The following is a 20,572-nucleotide window of genomic DNA, read 5'->3' as shown; positions in this document are numbered from 1 at the left end:
GATTAATCCTCATTTGTCGTTTTGTGATTTTTATTGGTGTCATCGTATTAAATTAATTAGACGTGTAGCTATTTTGATGGCGTGGCCTCTATTTTTATGGAAGAAAGTAAAATCGTAGTTTTTTGGTTCCGCAGGGATCTTCGTTTGGAAGACAATGCCGGATTATCCAGGGCATTGGCAACAGGGGTCCCTGTGCTGCCGGTTTTTATATTTGATGAAGATATTTTACAGCAACTGGAGGATAAATCGGATCGACGCGTAGATTATATCCATCAGGCACTGACTGGGATAAACAAAGAATTAAAGGGAGTCGGAGCAACATTGAATACTTTCTATGGGAGTCCTTTGGCAATATTTAAAACACTACATGAGAAATACAGAATTCATGAGATCTATTGTAATAGAGATTATGAGCCTAAAGCTATCCAACGGGATCGCAGCATATTTGAATTTTTTAAAACAGCCGGGATTCCATTTAAAGCAATAAAAGATCAAGTTATTTTCGATAAAAATGAGCTGTTGAAAAATGATGGTACACCTTATACCGTTTATACACCTTATGCGAAAAAGTGGCGGGCAAAATTAACGTCAAGAGATGATCAGCCCCTGGATTATAAAGGAGGGTGTTTTGTCCAACAGGCTTATAATCAAATAATTACCCTGGAAAAAATTGGGTTTAAAAAAACAGATTTCACTTTTGAGCCGCCACAATTGAGTGCACATATTATTGATAGTTATGATAAATATCGTGATTATCCTGCCTTAGCGGGAACCACGAATCTTGGTATAGCGCTGCGTTTTGGTACGATCAGTATCCGTCAATGTGTAGCCTTTGCCAGACGGCATAATGAAGTGTGGCTGTCGGAGTTAATCTGGCGTGAATTTTTTATGCAAATCTTATATCATTTTCCAAATGTTGTCAGCGGATCATTTAAAAAGAAATACGATGGTATTCAGTGGCGCAATAATGAAGCGGAATTTGAACGTTGGTGTAAAGGAGAAACGGGCTATCCGCTAGTCGATGCAGGGATGCGGCAATTGAATAGTACCGGTTATATGCATAATCGTGTACGTATGGTTGCGGCCAGTTTTTTATGTAAACATTTATTGATTGACTGGCGATGGGGAGAAGCTTATTTTGCACAAAAACTCAATGATTATGATTTGTCTGCGAATAATGGCAATTGGCAATGGGCAGCGGGTTGCGGTTGTGATGCGGCGCCGTATTTCAGGGTATTTAACCCAATCATTCAGGCTGAAAAATTTGATAAAAAGCAAGAATATAGTCGACAATGGATCCCTGAACTTGGGAGCACAACTTATCCCGAACCGATGATAGCACATTCTTTTGCTCGGGAACGTGCGCTAAAGACCTATACGGCAGCATTGGGATAAACGATAACTTCGGATAATCCAATCCCAGCTTAACTGATCGGTTTAGATGGGATTGGGCTACTCCGGATTAGATTTTTATTGCTCTAAAAAATCGGCGACAAATTTGTCGAATGCCTGTGGGTTCTCCGCCTGGATCCAATGTCCTGCATTCGGTATCGTTTCAAAGCTTACATTTGGAAATTGCTCTTTGATTTTGACTTTATCTTCCGGAAGAATGTAGCGCGATTTCTCGCCCGCTAGAAATAGCGTAGGGCCCGCATAAACACCAGCTTTCACGCTTACTGTAATAAAATCTGTATATTTTTGTTGTAGAACATCCAGATTGAAGCGCCACCCCAGTTTGCGGTCTTCTTTAATATAAACGTTTTTTAACAAAAATTGAATGACTCCCGGATCATCGAGATAAGTTTCAAGTTTTGTCTGAACATCTTTCCTGTTGTCCATACTATTTATATCAACTGCACAGAGCGCCTTGAAGATATCTTCGTGATGTGGTGGATATGCTTTGGGGGCAATATCCGCAATAATCAACTTTTCAATCCGTTCTGGATGGTCAATGGCAAATTGCATGGCAACTTTGCCGCCTAGAGAATGGCCCAATAAGAAGACTTTCTCTGACCCGATCGAAGCTATATAGGTGGCTAGATCCTCGACCATGTCCTCAATGGACATGCCATCACTGTGGAAACTTCGACCGTGATTGCGCAGGTCAAGCAAATGTATTTGTCTTTTCTCTCCAAAGCTACGGCCAAAAGATCCCCAGTTGTCTGCCATACCAAAAAGACCATGGAGAACAACAAGTGGTGTTCCGGTGTTTTCTGCCCCGTATATTTTGCTGTGTAGTAGTTGTTTCACGATATTTCTTTCTTTTAATCGAATTAATGTAGCCTCCAAAAGGCTATTCCTGGGGCTAAGATAACTAAAACATCTTTCCTTATCAAAATGGTAGTTTCGAACATATATTTGGTAGCGGCATCCGTCGTTGATAAGCTAATTTTGTCATAACGAAAACATAATACTATATAACAGATGAATACTACAGCGTTAATTGTGATAGACATTCAAAATGAATATTTTGAAAATGGCGGAATGGAACTTGTTAATCCTATCGCCGCAAGTGTAAATGCCGGAAAAATAATCAGTCGCTTTAGGGAGAGAGAAGCACTTATTATCCATATTCAGCATATTTCTCCTGATCCTGCGAAAATGCCATTTTTTATAGCAGGTACCGTTGCTGCTGATATCCACCTCAACGTTAAACCACTAGTGGGAGAGAAAGTGATCCAAAAACACTTTCCAAATAGTTTTAGAGAAACTGAACTCTTTGATCACCTGAAAGCCAATCAAATTACTGAACTCGTTGTTGTTGGCATGATGACGCATATGTGTATCGATGCCACGACGCGCGCAGCGGTTGATTTTGGCTTCCCATGCACAGTAATAGAGGATGCCTGTGCAACACGTGATCTGGAAATTAATGATGTTACGGTGAAAGCCGACGATGTACACCTTGCTTTTCTTGCAGCATTAGAATTTTTCTATGCAGAAATTCAGACAACAGAAACCTATCTGGCACACAACTAAATGATCTAAGCTGACAGTATAGCAGTGTTGCTTGCTGTCAGCCTTTTTTACAATTAATAGAGATAACCGGCCATGGACAACCAACAATAAACATTTACCGCAGTTCCTGAATAAATGTACTGATGGTTTTTCCTGTTTGGGTTTTAAAAAAACGCATCAGGTGATTGGGCTCAGAGAAATTCAGTTCGAAAGCAATTTCACTGATAGACTTGCCTGAATGTATCAACAACTCCTGCACTTCAAATAATAACCGCTGTTTGAGCAATTGCGTTGCCGTGGTATTGAATTGTGCTTTAACGGCATGATTCAGTGTGATGCGACTAACACCCATCAGTGCCGTATATTCGTTGATCCGCTGTTTCTGTTGAATATGCTGTTCGAGCAACCTCTTGAACTGATACGCAAAATTATTCTCGGGTTTTTGTAAAGAAAGTCCATTTAATCGGGCATATTTTCGATTCAGGGTCTGTAGTAGATAATAAAGCAAAGAGCGGATAATATGTGCACTGTCTGCTTGTGTGTGAACAAGCTCTGATTTTATTTCCGCAAGGAGCGTGTAAAATTTAGATAGATGCAGATCGTCTGCCATTATTTTTACAGTATGGCGTAGCTGATAGAAATACAACAGTCGATACGTAAAAAGCTTATCTGCGAAAAATTCATTGAGAAAATCCTCCTGAAAAATCAATGTCGTGAACTCCAGATGCGTGGGATCCAGTTCCCAGGTATGTTTCTGAAAGGCAGAAATAAAGATAATGTTGTTGTCCGTTAACTCGATGACTTCCTGCCCTAATCGCAAACGTCCCTTTGCCTTTTTGAAAAACACAATTTCAAAAAAATCTTTATGATAGGTCTCATGGTGTGTATAGTCCGTTTCCTCTTGATTGAGTACGTTTAATAGGAATTCAACACCACATTCGCTTTTATGGAATTTTATCGTTTTCAATAGCAGTCTACTTTATACATCAAAAGTACTCATCTTAAAGCTAAATTAAATAGAGATCTGTAGACGCAATCTGGCGTCCATATAATCGTCGTATTGGACTCCTTATAATCCATTTAACAGTTGGGATAAAAATATTTTTTGAAATAATTTCAGAATTTAGGTGAAAAGTGACTTTCGTCACTTTTTTATTGAAAGAATTCATCTACCTTTATGATCATAATCAAATAGACAAACTTAAATATAGATGTTCATCCCACTTGAATAGTTAGGAAATCCGCATCACCTCTCTTTTTTTAAGAGAACTATTTGGTACTTTTTGGAATAATCTAGTTAGCCATAAAAATATATTATTTGGGGGTTTTCTCGTCAAGAGAGGCCCCTTATATTTTTGATTGTTTCAATAGAAGTTATTTAAGACAAAGTTAAGATAATGAAAAAAAGGAATATGTTATTTCTCTAAAAATGGAGGATATGAGGCGCGAATTGTTGTTTCAGCGATATCCATTTCTTTTAATCTGGATAAGAAGATGTTCACGATGATGGTGAAATCAATTAAAAAATTAGATGAATTAATTCTTTGTCTGAGGGAATAAAGACAGTTCAAATAAGTCTTCTGGGCTTAGAAGAGACGCTTGCTTAAAAAGGAATTTTTTAGAAAAGTTATTCCGGAAAGATATTGATCCTAATAATCTTGAAAAAGATCTTTCCGGATATAACGCCTAACTGAAAATGCCATTTTCAGCCGTTAAGATTACTGGGGCGCCATCTGTAATCATAATGGTGTGCTCATGTTGTGCCATGTAACCTCCTTTGTCGCCAACCATCGTCCAGCCATCATTTAATTCAGTAGCATAAGTGGAGGTGGTGGAAATAAAGGTTTCGATAGCAACGATGGAATTTTTCTTAAACCTTCTTTGGTCAAATCTATTTTTATAATTGAGCAACTCATCTGGCTCTTCGTGTAGGCTACGTCCGATACCATGGCCACCTAGATTTTTGATCACTTTGTAACCTCTCCTTTTTGCTTCTGTTTCCATGAGCTGACCAATGTCTGCAATTTTAACGCCACCACGTATATTTTTTATGGTTTTTTGAAGTATTTCCTTTGAGGCGTCTACCAATTTTTGGTGATTGTGAATATCCTGACCGATTATAAAGGACGCCCCATTATCAGCCCAAAAACCATCCAGCTCGGCTGATACATCGATATTAATAAGATCTCCTTCCTGTAATAAGCGGTCCGAAGCAGGAACGCCATGACAGAATTCGTTGTCCACACTGATACAAGTCCAACCTGGAAAATTATAGGTCAATGCTGGTGCTGATTTGGCGCCATATTCCGCTAATATCTTTGCTCCATATTCATCTAATTCTTTGGTTGACATGCCTACCTTGGCATAGTCGCACATCGCTTTAAGCGTTTTGGCGACTGCCGCACTCGCTTTTTGCATTCCGGTCAATTCGTTCTCGTTGGTAATAGACATTGCGCTATTTTTTGTTTTGCTTATTAAATTAAAGATAAGCAAAGGTCTTAAAAAAAACAGATAATCCGATAAAGAAAAGCAGGATAACGGTTGTGTGAAGATTTACGGGAGTTTTGGTATAAAAAACGCCTGCTTTCGTATAAAATCTCAACTGGCGATAGCCTTAAATAATAAATTTGTAAAATCTCGGATGAATATAAACTGAGAAGCGATCGAATTTTGGGTACAATTTTAAATTTATAAAATGAAGGCGAAACAGATATTGATTTTTAAAAGCTCTGTAAGAACAAAGGAGAAGAAGACGTTCTTGATGCAGTTGTTAAAGCTCCACTTACCACAGATACAGTCGGCTACCTTGGATTTGGATGATGAAGACGCCATCTTTCGGGTAGAGACAGAAGACTGCTCTGTAGATCTATTAACAGCTTTGCTGCATAGGCATGGTATAAAAGTGGATTTTCTGGACCGCTTTGTACTCGCTTAGACCTATTCAGATCACAGTACAGATGGTCTTACAATAGCCCGCCTGTATACTGCTTAAAAAACAGCTCACGATAAATCTCGCCAATCGGGATTTCGAATTTGTCAATGTATATCGTGTGGTTGTCAAAAGAATCAATAAAGGACAAATTGATCAAATAAGATTTGCTGACCCGAACAAATATATGGGTCGGTAGTTTTAGATGAATAGTCTTTAAATTCATTGCTGTAATCAGTTTGTTGGTACGGGTATAGATGACCACATAATCTTTGAGTGCTTCAATAAATCGAATATCGCTAAATAAGATTTTGTAGTATTTTCGGTCCGATTTGATAAATACAGCATCTTCATTCGCATCTTCAAAGCTGCTTTGATTTTCCCTTAAATTGAGCAAATTTTTATAAGTAAACGCTTTATCTATTGCTTTGGCGAGGCGATCTTTTTTTATTGGTTTAAGCAGGTAATCAAGTGCATCCAGCTCAAAGCCCCGCAACGCGTATTGTGTATAAGCTGTCGTCAGTATCACCAGGACATCTTTCGGTAAGGACTGTGCAAAATCCAGTCCGTTGACGGTGGGCATCTCAATGTCCAGAAAAATAAGGTCAACAGATCCCGTTGCAAGATATTCCATGGCAGCTAAAGCATTCGAAAACTCGCCGAGGATTTCGATGGATGAAATTTCTTCGACCAGATTTCTCATTTCTTCCCGTGCTAAGGGTTCATCATCTACAATGATACAATTCATATTGGAATTTTTAATTTCACCTGATACAACAAGTCATTTTTTGATATGGTAAGTTCGTAATTATCGCTATATAGCAAATCCAGTCTTCTTTTGGTATTGACTAACCCTAATCCACCGTACTTAAGATGGCTATTTGAAAAATTTGGATCGCTCGAATTTTCACATTCAAAACAAAGTTGCCCATCTGTCTGCCTAAAGTGAATGGCAATAAAGGTATTTTCATCGTGTATATTGACACTATGTTTAATCGCATTCTCGATAAAGGCGGTAAAAAGATGTGGTGGTAGAAAAATACTTTGTTTTTCGAGTTCTGCAGCACAGGAAATTGATGTTTTCAAATTATCCCGGCGTATTTCTTCAAGTTTCAAAAAATTGAAAATAAAATTTATTTCGGATTTTAAGAGTGTTCTATCCGCATCGTTTTCATACAGTTGGTACCGCAAAAAATCGGAGAGTTTGATGATAACCTCGGTGGCCATATTAGGGTCTTTTCGAATCAGGGCCTTCACATTGTTGAGCATGTTAAATAGGAAATGTGGCTGAATCTGATTCTTTAAAGCATTTAACTCTGTTGTTAGGGCCAAGTTCTTCAAATCTGAAATTCGCTTATTGTCCTCGATCCAACGTTTAAAAAGTTTAAACGTCGTGGTGGTCAGGATAATGGGGATGCAGATAAATAAACCACTTACAAAACTCATGGTATTGGTCCGTTGCCTTTCAATGATGGGAATATGGATGCTAAAGATATAGATTGCGATCTGCATGACAACAAGCAGGCTCGCAGTCACCAGCAGAATAAGCAATACAATATAGATTTCATATTTTCCCTTGAAAAAATACTGTGGGATCAATACGTACATATTGATATAAAACATGGCAACGAAAACCGTCCAAAGTGCCAAGGAGAAATAGGTTCTATAATTGCCAAGAAACTGCGTATTTGTATTGGCATTGGCAAAAAGAATAAGCAGACCGATCAAAAATAAGCCATGTCTAAAAAGCCTGAATTTCTTTTCCGTTAAGTAACGTAAAACAATACGGTTGTTGCAGTCTTGCATATTGATATGGATTACTGAGCCTAATTCCGCAAATGTAATTTTTTTTGTTTCAAAATGGTTTTCTTTTATACGAACACCGCTTTTTTTTATACTAAAATAAATTCATGTGGTAAGTAGGGCAGTAGCTGTTTTAATACCGCATGTTTTTCGTATAAAATATTGACCCTTTTGTATAAAAAACAAAATGAGCGTTGCCGATTGATCTATTCTTGTAACAAGTTGACTACTCTGTTCTAATTTCCGAAAGAGCAGTTTTCGGCTTGCCCTTTAAGTGAAAAAAGAAAAGATAGACAAAAACAAATATCCACATGAAAAAGAACCTAATGTTGTTTGGGAGCTTTGCTCTTGTATGCAGCAGTTCCGCACAGACCAAAGATAGTATTCCACAAAAAGTACAGGCCATTGTGGCCGACAAATTTCCTGCTGCGCGGGTGCTAAATCTAAGTTATGAATATAATGGCGGGTACAAATATTCATCCAACGCTAAAGGTGGCGCTAATATGCAAGGCAAGGTGGAGTCATTCCATCAGACTGGCGGGAGCTTGAATGTCAATTTTTTAAACCGGCGTAGCTGGACATTAGGTACTAGTCTTGGCTATCAGTATACTTCATTTAATGTACAAGAATCCGATTTAAGCACACAACCGCTAAGAAGGCGTACACAGGATTTCCATTATCATTACGAATCACTTAATTTCTCTTACTTTTCAAAATTATTTGGAAAAATGGTTATTTACTCCGCCAGTTTCATGACGGATGGAAGCGATAAAGGGATTGAACGGATGCGCGGAATGCTGACAGGAACATGGGTACTAAAAGCAACACGGGATGTACAAATGACAATTGGTTTACTTGGATTTGTTGATCCTGCGGCAATTATCCCCATTGTTCCAACCTTTACCTATAAACAGCAATATCGTAATGGTTGGATGGTAGATGTGTTATTACCTAAAGCCGCCTACGTCCGAAAAACAATGTTGCGAAATGGTCGCCTTTCTTTAGGTACAGATCTCAGTACGAAGACATTCTACCTCTATGATTTTTTGGGATCAGACAAGGTGTATACCTTTAGTCAGATGGAGATCAACTCGGGATTGACCTACGAACATAATTTGGGAAGATCGTTTATTGCAACGCTTAGATCTGGAATGAAGACCATTTCGAGGTCAAGGATATTTGAAAAAAGTGAACGACAAAATAATTATGTATGGGAAGCTTCTGCGGACCCATCGTTTTATGTCAATGCGGGAGTTTCTTTTAATCCATTTGCGAAAAAAAGACGTTAGTGAAGGGCTGATCTTCTACAAAGGTATTTGACAAGGGGGCACAAAGATTTACTGAGTTTGTTGAGTAATTTATGTCCTTTTAGTGTTTGAACATCTAAATATTTGCTATATTTATTTTATAATTAGAAATTAAAATAAGGTTAATCGTGTGTATACTGCTTTCCAGATTTAATTTTTTTTTACCAAATTTAAGTAACACTAAGCCTGCAATAAGGCATTTGAATAAATAATAAAGCAAAAAAGGAAAAGAAAATGGCATTATTAGAAACCCTTGAATGGCGTTATGCGACCAAAAAATACGATTCAACAAGGAAGGTTGATCAGAAAGACGTGGATAAAATTATCGAAGCAGCACGTATGGCTCCAAGCTCCTCGGGTTTGCAACCTTTCCGGGTCGTGTTGATTACAGATCAACAGTTAAAAGAGCAGATTGTGCCCGTCGCCTGGGGGCAGCAGATTATCGCCGAAAGCTCACATCTTTTGGTTTTTGCAGCATGGGATAAATACACAGATGAACGTATTGATGCGACATTTGACCATATGAACAATCATAGAGGCCTGCCATTGGACACAACTGATGACTATAAAAACAGGTTGAAAGAGATGTTCGCTGCACTTACTGAAGAACAACAGGCAGCGCATGCCGCTAAACAAGCTTATATTTCTTTTGGAATGGCCATCGCGCAAGCTGCAGAATTGAAAGTAGATGCCACACCGATGGAAGGGTTTTCTAACGATGAATTGGATAAATTATTGGGATTAGATAAAAGAGGCTTAAAAAGTGTTGTTCTCTTGCCATTAGGTTATCGTTTGGGTGAAGAAGATTGGTTGCTGAAATTGAAAAAATTTAGACTGCCCAAAACGGAGTTTTTAATCGAATTACCTTAAGATCTTAAACTCATTTTATTCCTATTATTTAGTGAATAAGCAAATGGACTCGTCTCCTAAATGGCCAAAGAGAACTTTCGCACACTCTTTGGCCATTATGAATAGCTATTCTGATGAAACTAACGTTTTCATCGGTAACGCAGATGTCTGCTATCGATCTTTGCACTAATCGGATATACATCTTTATAAATATCAATGCCCACTTGTGCTAGTGGTATTCCAGCCATGTCAGTTTCAGACCCTTGGATATGGATATTCTTTTTGTGATCTATACTGACCGTTGCCCAGATAGGATCCTGATAGACCAATGTTCTTCTTAAAATACCATGTTTCTTATAGAAATCTGCATCAAACGCTTTGCTTTCAAATGTATCACCAGCCCAGTAATAGGAGGCACTATTGATTTGTACATAATGAATGCCGTTAATCTCATTATGGTAATTGAGGTGATGATGACCAGTAAGAACAAGTAAAATTTTATTGAATCCAGCTTCAATATTCATCTGTTCCAATAGATACCTCACTGCCATGCCATTTTCCAGTCCGCCATCGTCATTGTCCAAGCCTTGATGGCAAAAGATGATAACCCGGTTTTTAGTATTTCGAATATCCTTTTTCAACCATTCCAGTTGCTGTTGGCTGATACTGCGTGGATAACCTTCAATTTTTTTTGTCCGGCTTTTCTCATTTCCGTCTAGGATGACAAAATGAAAGCCTTGTTTATCAAAGGAATAGTAAGGTGCTGGGCTATTCCAGAAATCGGTAACCTGTTGTTTTGTGAAACCGCCGTCTGTATCGTGATTGCCGATTACAAAGTGTCTTTCCCCTGTAAAGCCATCCCAAACCGCCATTAATTCTTTATTCTCTGCCTTGGGAAAACAGAAGTCACCCAAGGAAATTATAAAGTCGGGTTTTTCATTTTTCATGGCTTCGATAAAGAGTTTGGCACGACGTAAACCATCGTGCATAAGATCGTTATGAAGATCTGCAATCACGCCAAATTTAATGCCCTCAGCTTTAAACACATTGTCTGTTGTCGACGCAATAGACGCACTGGCAAGGCTCTTGTTGACTAATATGCCGCCTATTCCTATACTTCCCAGTCGGATGAATTTTTTTCGGTTGATCATACTTTCTTGATAATACAGATTTAATTAGATGCTGCCTAGCTGAATCGTTTGGCCTTTTTTCAATTTAATATATTGGATATAATTGTTTTTTGATAACGGTTTTTTACTTGAAAGATCCTGAAGATCTGTCTTTTCAAAGATACGGAAGACACCATTCTGATTGGCAGTTACGCGCAATGATGTTAGTTTCCCGCCGTTCTTCTCAGCGCTGACAATAAATCCGCCCTCAGTTCTCAGATTTTTAAAGGATACGTTTTTCCAATCCTCAGGGGTGGCCGGAAAAACTTCGATATAATCATTTTTGCTCTGAATTAATAATTCGTGAATACCCTGTGCGAATGCAAAATTTCCCTCGAGCGTAAAAGGGCGATAGGTAAAGTCAGAATACTGCCCTCCATTTTGGTCACCATTTAAGTGAAAGGAATTTATGGAACAAAAATTATGTGCAAATTTCTGTAAGTTCATAACAGCTTGTTTACTTTGTTTTGCCCTTGCATGGAGACAAGCCATCCATGAAAATGAATAGCCCACCCAGGCCCGTGTGCCCAATTGCTCTAAATGTGAAAGCGATTTTTCAATCAACGATTTGTCCCGTGCATTATTGATGTCAAGTATTCCCAATGGATAAATAGCCATATAAGGTGACATGTGTCTATGGGAATGTTTCATAGGCAGGTCTACCGCGACCTGTAGGCCGGTTTCATCCGTTGCAAAATTAGGCAATTCGGCACTGCATTTGGCCCATTCTTTAGCCGCTTCTGTTTTACCATTTGCATTGCTGACCTCTGCGGCAATATCGAATAGGTAATGCGCTAGGCTAAGATCAAAATTTGTCCAGTGCTCAAACCAGGCTGCCCTGCTGTTGTCATTGTATTCTGGACTACTGCTTAAGGGGAGATAACGCTTCCCATCTTTGAGATAAGTTATATTTTTTAAGTAGGTTGCCGCTTCTGTGATATACGGGTAAGCCTGCTCTTTTAAGAAATTGCGATCCATTCCATATTTCCAATGCCAATAAAAATGTTGAGCTGTCCATGCACTGACTGTGGGAGATAGGGAGTATTGGATCCATCCACCCATGGGATAGCCGTTCAAGGTAAGCACACCCGGAATATTTAGTCCGTCGACAGCGAAGTATTGCCGTGTATAGGCAAGATTCTTCGGCCTGATTTTCCATAACCAATCCGTATAACTTTGAGCCGCATCCATTCGATTGGCCGTATAAGCTGGCCAATAGCTCAATTGTGTATTGAGATCGTTATGAAAATCCCCTTTCCAGGGGGGTAAGCCTCCGTTGTCAGCCGTCCAAACGGCTTGAAGTGTGATCGCTGGCGCACCTTGGCGTGCCGTAGCTCCTAATTTATAAAGCTCCAGGTAATATTGCCTTTCAAGGTCTTTTTCAGGAATGGAAATGGTCGATTTAGACCAATAGTTTGCCCACCAGGAGATATGGCTTCCTTTTGCTGCTTCATACTGTTTGATCGAAATGGGCTGGGCCATGGCTTTTTGATCGTTACGGATGGTCCAGTAGCCGATTAGTCTGGTCGGAGATACTTTTTTATATTGCAATATAACCTCAAAAAAATGATGATCATAGGTTTCCTGATGCAGTACCTGTGCGTTTTCGGTTTTAACAATGTTTCCTTGTTTGTAGCCTAATCTGGCTAAGCTTTGGCCATCTACAACGCTTTTTTGTTCATCGGCATGTGTGCTTTTTTCGTATTGATGTGGGACAAGCTGTGGTGAAAGATCAGCAATGTTTTTACCTGTAATTTCAAAGTACCCCATTGGTCTGGTGGCATGGACAAAAGAAATAAGAGTTTTTCCGTCGTCAAATTTCAATGTATGTACTGCACTTTTTAGATCCAATACATTGGAAATTACGTTTCCGAATTTCGAGGCATCAAAGGTCATCGCCGCTGCCGGAAGTTTGGTCGGATAGGGGGAGCGGTCATAAGGGGAATCCCCCCATTGTTGAGCTGCCTGATAGCTGTTGTTTTTCAGCTGTTGCTGTACCCATTTAAAATCATGTTTTTCTAATTCAAATGCTTTGCGTTCATCCCAAAGATCCGCCCGATCCAGCGATAACCGGATGGTATTGTCTTTTTTCCAGATTAGCGCACCCAACTGGCCATTGCCTAACGGGATAGCCTCATCCCATCGCGTTGCCAAATTCGTAAAATTGAGATTGTAAGTGGTGGATGGTTGTCCAGCAACAGGACCTGTCATGAAAAATAAAAGGATGAGATAGTAGTATTTCATAATTTAAATGGATATGGTTTACAAATTTAGCACGCAACACAATAAATGTCTGACACTATTTAGGCTTTTTTAGAGCCTATTTTACCCTTGTTGCTTCTTGTCTGTCGTCTAGCAAGTTTAGCGTCAGAAACTGCTAAATGTGGCAGTCTTGCCGACCATTGGTCACAAACGCGGATCAAATAGCGCTAATCAATAACGAATGTAATCCAAACTCCGGATTAAAAGTAGAAAAAGTGATCGCTTCTTGCGGTCTCGTAACTAAAATGTTATCAGCGGCTAATGGGGCTTAAATGGCACTAATTGCGACAAAAATGGAAATTGTATTGCGAGGAGGTAATATAGTTTATGTTTCTGTTAATCTAGTTTTAGTATATCCCATCGTTCTTCTTTAATTTTACTAACGTTAGATATCAATGCCTGTTTTGGCTTGCTGATATGTATTCCTTTAGCTCTAGCATTGGAAGAGTTGCACAACAATTATAAAAATAAACCTAATAACAGAATAATATTGAATAGACCTTATTGCTATGAATAGAAAATTAATGGTGTTAGCATTATTGGCCTTGATTATCGCCTGCTTTGCAATATTTACATTTGGCAAAGAAGAGACAGTAGACTTTAGTGCAGATGTCAAACCGATATTAAATAAACATTGTATTACCTGTCATGGTGGAGTGAAGAAAAACGGAGGACTTAGTTTTCTTTTTGAAAATGAAGCTTTTGCTAAAGCTGAGTCTGGCAAGCCGGCGATTATTCGGGGGGATGCGGAGCATAGTGAGTTTATGAAGAGATTGGTTTCTGATGATCCTGAATTGCGCATGCCTTATAATGCGCCAAAACTGAATGACGACGAGATTGATATTTTAAAAAAGTGGATTGATCAAGGTGCAAAATGGGGTAAACACTGGGCTTATACTTTACCCGAAGAGGTTGAAGTGCCCAAACCATTTTCCCTGGTAGGACTTTTTGGCATAAAACCGAAGGGGGTGAATAACAACATCGATTATTTTGTTCAGGCCAAATTGAAGAGCAAAGATCTAGCCTTCTCGGATGAAGCTGATAAAAGCACCTTGTTGAGAAGACTTTATTTGGACCTTATCGGCATACCACCGTCCTTAGATGAAATCCGTGCATTTATTGAGGATGACAGGGATGATGCCTATTCCCGTAGAGTTGATAGCTTATTGGCTACCTCTAAATACGGTGAGAAATGGGCCAGTTGGTGGCTGGACATGGCGCGCTACGCAGATACCAAAGGGTATGAAAAAGATGGATCGCGTAGCATCTGGCCCTATCGGGACTGGGTGATCAAAGCCTTGAACAAAGATATGCCATACGACGAATTCACCGTTGAGCAGCTGGCGGGAGATCTTTTGCCACAACCGACCAAAGATCAGCTTATCGCGACGGCTTTCCACCGGAACACCATGAATAACGATGAGGGCGGAACGGATAGCGAGGAGTTTAGGATGGCGGCTGTTCTGGACCGTTTAAATACCAGCTATCAGGTATGGTTGAGTACAACATTTGAGTGTGTGCAATGTCATAGTCACACCTATGATCCTTTTAAATTTGAGGAATATTATAAATCTTTGGCATTTTTCAATAACACGCGGGATGAGGATACACAAGGTGATCATCCAAAACTACGTTTTTATACAGCACAGGACGAAAAACGTATCGATAGTATTAAGCATTGGTTGACAGCCAATGGCGATGGAAATGCGGTAAAATCTGCGGATCTGTTCCTCCATACGCTCGAACCTAAGATTCATGCGCATTATAGTGACCAGATTGTAAACGGTGCTTTGTACGATACAAAATGGCTTGGTGTACGCAGTGGTGGCTCAGCCCGTTTAAAAGCAATTACCCTAGATGGCAAAAGGCAGCTCTTCATGAATTTCTGGACAGATGCGGTTGGCGGAAAAATGGAAGTGCATCTCAATAAACCCGGTGGGCCTCTGCTAGCCAATATAGATTTACCCAAAACCTCCGGCAGGCAGGTTATTCAGGCAGCGATAGCGCCGACAAGTGGTGTACACGATCTTTTTTTGGTATTTAAGAATCCAGCAGTTGCCGCTGGTCAACCGATTTGTATGATTGAATGGTTTGCTTTTCGGGAGGACTTTCCGGTTGGAAAACCCATGGAAAATCTGAACCTTCAGCGAACTTTTCTCCAGCTTGTTAATTTGCAGCCAGAAAGTGTGCCCGTAATGATTGAAAATCCGAAAGATATGCATCGGAAAACGAATGTATTTATCCGGGGTAACCGGCTGTCTCTGGGGGCAGAAGTACAGCCGATGGTGCCTGAATCGCTCAATGAATTTCCAAAAGGTGCTCCCCGAAATCGCATGGGATTTGCACAGTGGATTGTCAGTAAAGAGAACCCATTAACTGCACGGACCTTGGTTAACCGTGTATGGACTCAGTTGTTTGGCCGGGGACTGGTGGAGCCACTAGGTGATATGGGGACACAGAGCATACCGCCCATTCATCGTGAATTATTGGATTATCTAGCCTTAGACCTCATGAACGGAAAAAAATGGAGCATGAAAAAATTGGTTCGTGAAATTGTCCTTTCAGGTACCTATAAGCAGGCTTCAACGCTAAAAGGCGATAACGTGGATAAAGATCCGCAGAACTATTATTTGGCAAGAGGGCCGCGATTTAGGCTTTCTGCAGAGCAAATTCGGGATCAGGCGCTAGCAGTCAGTGGGTTGTTAAGCAATAAAATGTATGGACCGAGTGTCATGCCCTATCAACCGGATGGGGTGTGGATGACTGTATATAGTGGTGAGTCTTGGGTGAAGAGCGAAGGGGAAGATCAGTATAGACGTGGCATTTATACCTTTTTGAAACGTACGAGCCCCTATCCATCCTTTATTTCCTTTGATGCATCCAGTAGGGAGGTGTGCCTGGTGGATCGCATACGGACAAATACACCATTGCAGGCTTTGGCGACACTCAATGACCCCGTGTACCTGGAGGCGGCAAAGCATTTAGGAAACATCATGCTAGAGGAAGGAAAAGGAGATACGAAAAGGAGCATCAGTGTCGGTTATCGGAGGGCGATGCTCAAAGAGGCCGATCCCAAGAAGATCGCCGACCTTGAGGAGCTCTACAAAAAAGCGCTCTCGGAATTTAACAAAACACCAGCGTCTGCAGCAAAATATCTGGGCAGCGATTTGGCAAAGGAAAATACAAAAACGCTATCATCCAAAGCTGCTTATATGTTGGTTGCAAATGCATTATTGAACCTGGATGAATTTTTAACGAAATCATAAAGAATAGATTCAAAATACATAATGGTAATGAAATCCCGGCAGCTGAATAAAACAGGAAATCGGGATAAACAATAGATTCATGGTAGAATCGGTGCTATTAAAAAAGATTGACGCTAATGAAAGATCTGAATAAATTAATCGAAGAAGCACAGCAATCTGAATTGAAGGCTGTGACAAGAAGACATTTTCTAAAAGATTGTGTCGCTGGTATTGGCGGTATTGCATTGGGAAGTCTTTTGGCAAGTTGCGGGGGATGGGACACATCCGGATCAAAAGGAAATTTAGATCTGAATGCTTTAAATCCGTTGATTCCTAAATCGCCCCATTTTCCCGGTAAAGCCAAAAGTGTGATCTATTTACATATGGCGGGAGCCCCTTCGCAGCTTGAATTGTTTGATTATAAACCTGCATTGCAGAAATTACATAATCAACCCTGCCCGCAATCGCTTTTGGCCGGAAAGAAATTTGCCTTTATCCGTGGGGTACCTAAAATGCTGGGGCCACAGGCGTCTTTCAAACAATATGGTGAAAGTGGAGCTTGGGTATCCGATCATTTGCCTCATTTTAGTCAGGTGGTTGATGACGTCAGTTTTTTGAAAGCCGTTCATACGGACCAATTTAACCATGGACCGGCACAGCTGTTTATGCATACCGGAAGTGCCCGATTGGGGCGTCCAAGCATTGGTTCATGGGTGACTTATGGCCTAGGCTCAGAAAATAGCAATTTACCGGGATTTGTGGTGCTGACTTCTGGGGGTAAAACGCCGGATGCGGGAAAGAGCGTCTGGGGAAGCGGTTTTCTGCCATCGGTCTATCAAGGGGTGCAGTGCCGTTCAAAGGGAGACCCTGTATTGTATATTGCTGATCCTGAGGGAATGGACCGGGATATGAAGCGCAATCTTATCGATGCGATCAATAATGTAAACAAAACGGAGTATGACACATTTAAAGATCCCGAGACACTATCACGGATTGCACAGTATGAAATGGCTTATAAAATGCAGGTCGCCGTACCTGAAGTGATGAATATCAATAATGAACCGGCTTATATCCATGAATTATATGGCACCGAACCCGGAAAGGAATCTTTCGCCAATAACTGCCTATTGGCCCGCAAGCTTGTTGAACAGGGGGTGCGTTTTGTACAATTGTTTGACTGGGGCTGGGATAGCCATGGTACAAATGCAGCGGACTCCATAGATCTTGGATTTCGAAATAAATGTCGTGAAATTGATCGCCCGATGACGGCACTGATCTTGGATCTGAAACAACGGGGTTTATTGGAGGATACATTGGTTGTCTGGGGCGGGGAGTTTGGACGGACGCCAATGCAGGAGAATCGTGACAATAGTGATATGCCATTCCTTGGGAGAGATCATCATACCGACGCCTATACCATCTGGATGGCGGGTGGCGGTATACGTAACGGCATCAGCTACGGGCAAACGGACGATATTGGTTTTGCTGGAGTTGAAGGAAGGGCTTCCGTACATGATGTGCATGCCACCATGCTCCATCTCCTGGGATTTGACCATGAAAAATTTACCTATGACTTTCAAGGCCGACCATTCCGTTTGACGGATGTGGAAGGTGAACTTATACAGGCTATTATTTAACGAATGAAAAGATTTCTAGTATTAATCCTTCTGATGGCCAACCTTTATACACTTCAGGCACAGCAACAAGAGAAATTACACATAAAGTACTATTGTACCAATTGGGGAAATGCGGATTCTTGGGACCGGTTTTGTGAACGCGTGAAAAAGGCGGGCTATGATGGGGTAGAAGCCTGGCTCCCCGGGGATCAAAAAGAACGAAAAGAAATGATTGATGCCCTGCAAAAATATAGTCTGCGTTTAGGTCTGCTTTCCGGTGGTTCCGGATCTTCATTTGAGCAGTACCGTGAAAGTTTTAAACGTAATCTAGAAGAAGCTGCAAGCATAAAACCGGATTATATCAATTGCCATACAGGTAAAGAATATTACGCATTTGAACAGAATAAGCAATTAATCGACATTGGTCAAGTGATTATGGAAAAACAGCATATTCCGGTTTACCATGAGACACATCGTGGTCGATTTAGCTTTGCGGCACACCTGACCAAAGATTATTTAACAAAAATCCCTTCTTTAAGGCTTGCTTTGGATATTTCACACTGGTGCAATGTACATGAGTCTTTGCTTGCTGATCAAGCTGAAGCCGTTTCTTTGGCACTTGCCCGGACAGAACATATCCATGCCCGGATCGGACATCCTGAAGGGCCTCAGGTCAATGATCCTGCGGCACCGGAATGGAAAAGTACGGTCAATCAACATCTTGCCTGGTGGGATGAGATTGTCGCCCAACATAAACAAAGCGGAGCAAAGGTGTTGACCATTACCACTGAATTTGGTCCGGCAGGCTATCTGCCTACACTACCTTTTACACAACAACCGGTGGCAGATCAATGGTCCGTAAATGTATATATGTTGAATTTACTCAAAGATAGGTATAAAGAATGATGGTTTTTCTTGAAGAATTGATGGCCTTTTTGGGACGGTTTCATCCCATCTTAGTGCATTTACCCATCGGAATTTTATTGATTGCGTTTGTGATGGCGTTTCTGGAACGATTCACAAAAGAAAATCCATACCTGCCGGCGATTAGATTGTCCTTGTTATTGGGTAGTATGGCTGCTGTGTTTGCTGCTCTTTCGGGATTTCTGCTTTCACGCAACGGCGGTTATGAAATCGATGTACTCAATTACCATCAGTGGTTGGGTATTGCGGTCGCGGTATGTAGCCTACTGCTTTATTTCCTTTACCGCAAAAAAAGCGCGGCACTGCAATGGTCAAAAAAAATCGTATGGTTTCGTTTTTGGTTATTTTTGATCCTGGTCATATTACTGGGAGTCACAGGCCACTACGGTGGTACCCTAACACATGGGAAAGGTTATTTTCTTGAAGCTATGCCACAGGCGATGAAAAAGACTTTTGGTGTGGAGGAAAGCAGTGACGAGCTTTTAATTGTTGAGAATGTACAAGAGGCTGCCGTATATGACGGTATTATACAACCCATACTCAAACAACGTTGTCAGAGCTGCCATGGTGATCGGAAACAGGAGGGAGGATTGGCCTTACAGACAAAAGAAAATCTGTTAAAAGGAGGTGAAAATGGAAAGGTGCTGAAGGGCAACAATTCGAAAGAAAGTGAATTGTATGCGCGACTGATATTACCGGAAGGGCACAAAAAAAGAATGCCACCGAAAGGGCGTACACCTATCAGTGTCGATCAGATCAAATTGATTGCCTGGTGGATTGATCAAGGGGCGAGCTTCGATAAAAGAGTGAGCCAACTCACACAGACGAAGGAAATTGCAGCAATATTGAAAAAGCTGGAAACAGGAGAGCAGGAAGCTTCGCAGGTATTGTATGCGGATTTTCCCAAAGCACCCGATTTACCAAAGGATAAAGTTGATGCCTGGCAGGCAAAAGGTATTAAAATCATTCCTGTGGCTAAAGAAAATAATCTAGTGCTGGTCAATGCCATCAACTACCCACAGTTTAATGATAAGGATCTCCAGGAACTGTTAACCATTAAAGAGAATATCGTTCAACTGAAACTTGGGCATACCGCGATCACAGACCAGGCATTTTCTACGATAAAATCCATGCCCGCCATCTCGCGTTTGCATCTCGAGCATACAAAAGTCTCTGATGGTGGCCTGTCCCAATTGAAAAGCTTGCAAAAATTGACGTATCTGAACCTGGTGGGAACAAAAGTAACCGCAAAGGGTTTGGCGAATTTAAAAGATATTCCTAATTTGAAAAATGTATATATCTACCAAACGGACGATAGGGACAGTATGGCCTTAAAAGCATTACATGGTAAGGTGCGCATCGACACAGGTAATTACCGATTGCCATTTATCGCTACGGATACAATCAGGTTCTAGCGATGATAAAGTACAGACAAAGTAGTTTTCTCCATTGATGATACGCCTACTGAATAAATACTTAGTCTATACTGAAGCAATAGTTAGTCAGTACT

General features: G+C 40.6%; 16 protein-coding genes. 9 read left to right on the top strand and 7 right to left on the bottom strand.

Translation table 11 applies throughout. The features are described from left to right. The first annotated feature begins 96 nt into the window (after positions 1-96). A complete protein-coding gene (locus tag HMAT_RS09055; protein WP_104382398.1) occupies positions 97-1,395 on the top strand; it encodes a deoxyribodipyrimidine photo-lyase in 1,299 nt (432 codons plus the stop codon). A 75-nt stretch (positions 1,396-1,470) separates the two neighbouring features. On the opposite strand, the gene HMAT_RS09050 is transcribed toward HMAT_RS09055, so the two are convergent. Next, the gene (locus HMAT_RS09050; protein ID WP_199768577.1) at positions 1,471-2,250 is read right to left on the bottom strand and encodes an alpha/beta fold hydrolase; all 780 of its coding nucleotides are present in this window, start codon (positions 2,248-2,250) and stop codon (positions 1,471-1,473) included. 174 nt (positions 2,251-2,424) lie between these two features. On the opposite strand from HMAT_RS09050, the gene HMAT_RS09045 reads away from it, so the two are divergent. Next, the gene (locus tag HMAT_RS09045) at positions 2,425-2,979 is read left to right on the top strand and encodes a cysteine hydrolase family protein (protein WP_104382397.1); all 555 of its coding nucleotides are present in this window, start codon (positions 2,425-2,427) and stop codon (positions 2,977-2,979) included. A gap of 94 nt (positions 2,980-3,073) precedes the next feature. Here the strand turns inward: HMAT_RS09045 and HMAT_RS09040 are convergent, their stop codons facing one another. Together HMAT_RS09040 and map are read right to left on the bottom strand one after the other, a co-directional pair. Further along, entirely contained in the window at positions 3,074-3,925 is an 852-nt protein-coding gene (locus tag HMAT_RS09040) for an AraC family transcriptional regulator (RefSeq protein ID WP_104382396.1), read from the bottom strand. Between the two features lie 719 nt (positions 3,926-4,644). After that, positions 4,645-5,409 carry a type I methionyl aminopeptidase gene (gene map / locus HMAT_RS09035; RefSeq protein ID WP_104382395.1) on the bottom strand — a complete coding sequence of 255 codons (765 nt, stop codon included), beginning with the start codon at positions 5,407-5,409 and terminating at the stop codon, positions 4,645-4,647. A gap of 244 nt (positions 5,410-5,653) precedes the next feature. Here map and HMAT_RS09030 point away from each other — a divergent pair, with 244 nt between their 5' ends. Next, on the top strand, positions 5,654-5,893 hold the full coding sequence (locus HMAT_RS09030) for a hypothetical protein (protein WP_104382394.1): 240 nt from the start codon (positions 5,654-5,656) through the stop codon (positions 5,891-5,893). Between the two features lie 28 nt (positions 5,894-5,921). On the opposite strand, the gene HMAT_RS09025 is transcribed toward HMAT_RS09030, so the two are convergent. Further along, positions 5,922-6,635 (bottom strand): LytTR family DNA-binding domain-containing protein, encoded by a 714-nt coding sequence (locus HMAT_RS09025; RefSeq protein ID WP_104382393.1) that lies wholly within the window; start codon positions 6,633-6,635, stop codon positions 5,922-5,924. Continuing rightward, positions 6,632-7,693: a sensor histidine kinase gene (locus HMAT_RS09020; RefSeq protein ID WP_104382392.1), complete on the bottom strand. Its 1,062-nt coding sequence runs from the start codon at positions 7,691-7,693 to the stop codon at positions 6,632-6,634. The genes HMAT_RS09025 and HMAT_RS09020 overlap by 4 nt, the downstream gene beginning before the upstream one ends. 308 nt (positions 7,694-8,001) lie before the next feature. Here HMAT_RS09020 and HMAT_RS09015 point away from each other — a divergent pair, with 308 nt between their 5' ends. Both HMAT_RS09015 and HMAT_RS09010 read left to right on the top strand, forming a co-directional pair. Continuing rightward, positions 8,002-8,979, top strand: a complete 978-nt coding sequence (locus HMAT_RS09015) for a DUF6268 family outer membrane beta-barrel protein (protein WP_158655680.1) — start codon at positions 8,002-8,004, stop codon at positions 8,977-8,979. A 252-nt stretch (positions 8,980-9,231) separates the two neighbouring features. Further along, positions 9,232-9,867 carry a nitroreductase family protein gene (locus HMAT_RS09010; RefSeq protein WP_104382390.1) on the top strand — a complete coding sequence of 212 codons (636 nt, stop codon included), beginning with the start codon at positions 9,232-9,234 and terminating at the stop codon, positions 9,865-9,867. A gap of 128 nt (positions 9,868-9,995) precedes the next feature. On the opposite strand, the gene HMAT_RS09005 is transcribed toward HMAT_RS09010, so the two are convergent. Both HMAT_RS09005 and HMAT_RS09000 read right to left on the bottom strand, forming a co-directional pair. After that, a complete protein-coding gene (locus HMAT_RS09005) occupies positions 9,996-10,997 on the bottom strand; it encodes a metallophosphoesterase (RefSeq protein ID WP_104382389.1) in 1,002 nt (333 codons plus the stop codon). A 24-nt stretch (positions 10,998-11,021) separates the two neighbouring features. Beyond that, positions 11,022-13,259 (bottom strand): glycoside hydrolase family 95-like protein, encoded by a 2,238-nt coding sequence (locus tag HMAT_RS09000; RefSeq protein WP_104382388.1) that lies wholly within the window; start codon positions 13,257-13,259, stop codon positions 11,022-11,024. Between the two features lie 527 nt (positions 13,260-13,786). Here HMAT_RS09000 and HMAT_RS08995 point away from each other — a divergent pair. From HMAT_RS08995 to HMAT_RS08980, 4 genes are all read left to right on the top strand, one after another. Continuing rightward, positions 13,787-16,543 (top strand): DUF1553 domain-containing protein, encoded by a 2,757-nt coding sequence (locus HMAT_RS08995; protein WP_104382387.1) that lies wholly within the window; start codon positions 13,787-13,789, stop codon positions 16,541-16,543. 116 nt (positions 16,544-16,659) lie between these two features. Then, positions 16,660-18,159 (top strand): DUF1501 domain-containing protein, encoded by a 1,500-nt coding sequence (locus HMAT_RS08990; RefSeq protein ID WP_104382386.1) that lies wholly within the window; start codon positions 16,660-16,662, stop codon positions 18,157-18,159. Between the two features lie 3 nt (positions 18,160-18,162). Then, a complete protein-coding gene (locus HMAT_RS08985) occupies positions 18,163-19,044 on the top strand; it encodes a sugar phosphate isomerase/epimerase (protein ID WP_104382385.1) in 882 nt (293 codons plus the stop codon). Beyond that, entirely contained in the window at positions 19,041-20,477 is a 1,437-nt protein-coding gene (locus tag HMAT_RS08980; RefSeq protein WP_233789157.1) for a c-type cytochrome domain-containing protein, read from the top strand. Before HMAT_RS08985 ends, HMAT_RS08980 begins: the two co-directional genes overlap by 4 nt. Positions 20,478-20,572 lie beyond the last annotated feature (95 nt).

Origin of the sequence: Sphingobacterium sp. HMA12 (genome assembly GCF_002933815.1) — a bacterium.
Taxonomy (GTDB): domain Bacteria; phylum Bacteroidota; class Bacteroidia; order Sphingobacteriales; family Sphingobacteriaceae; genus Sphingobacterium.
The sequence above is the reverse complement of the archived record's forward strand: the minus strand, read 5'-3'. Positions and strand labels throughout refer to the sequence as shown.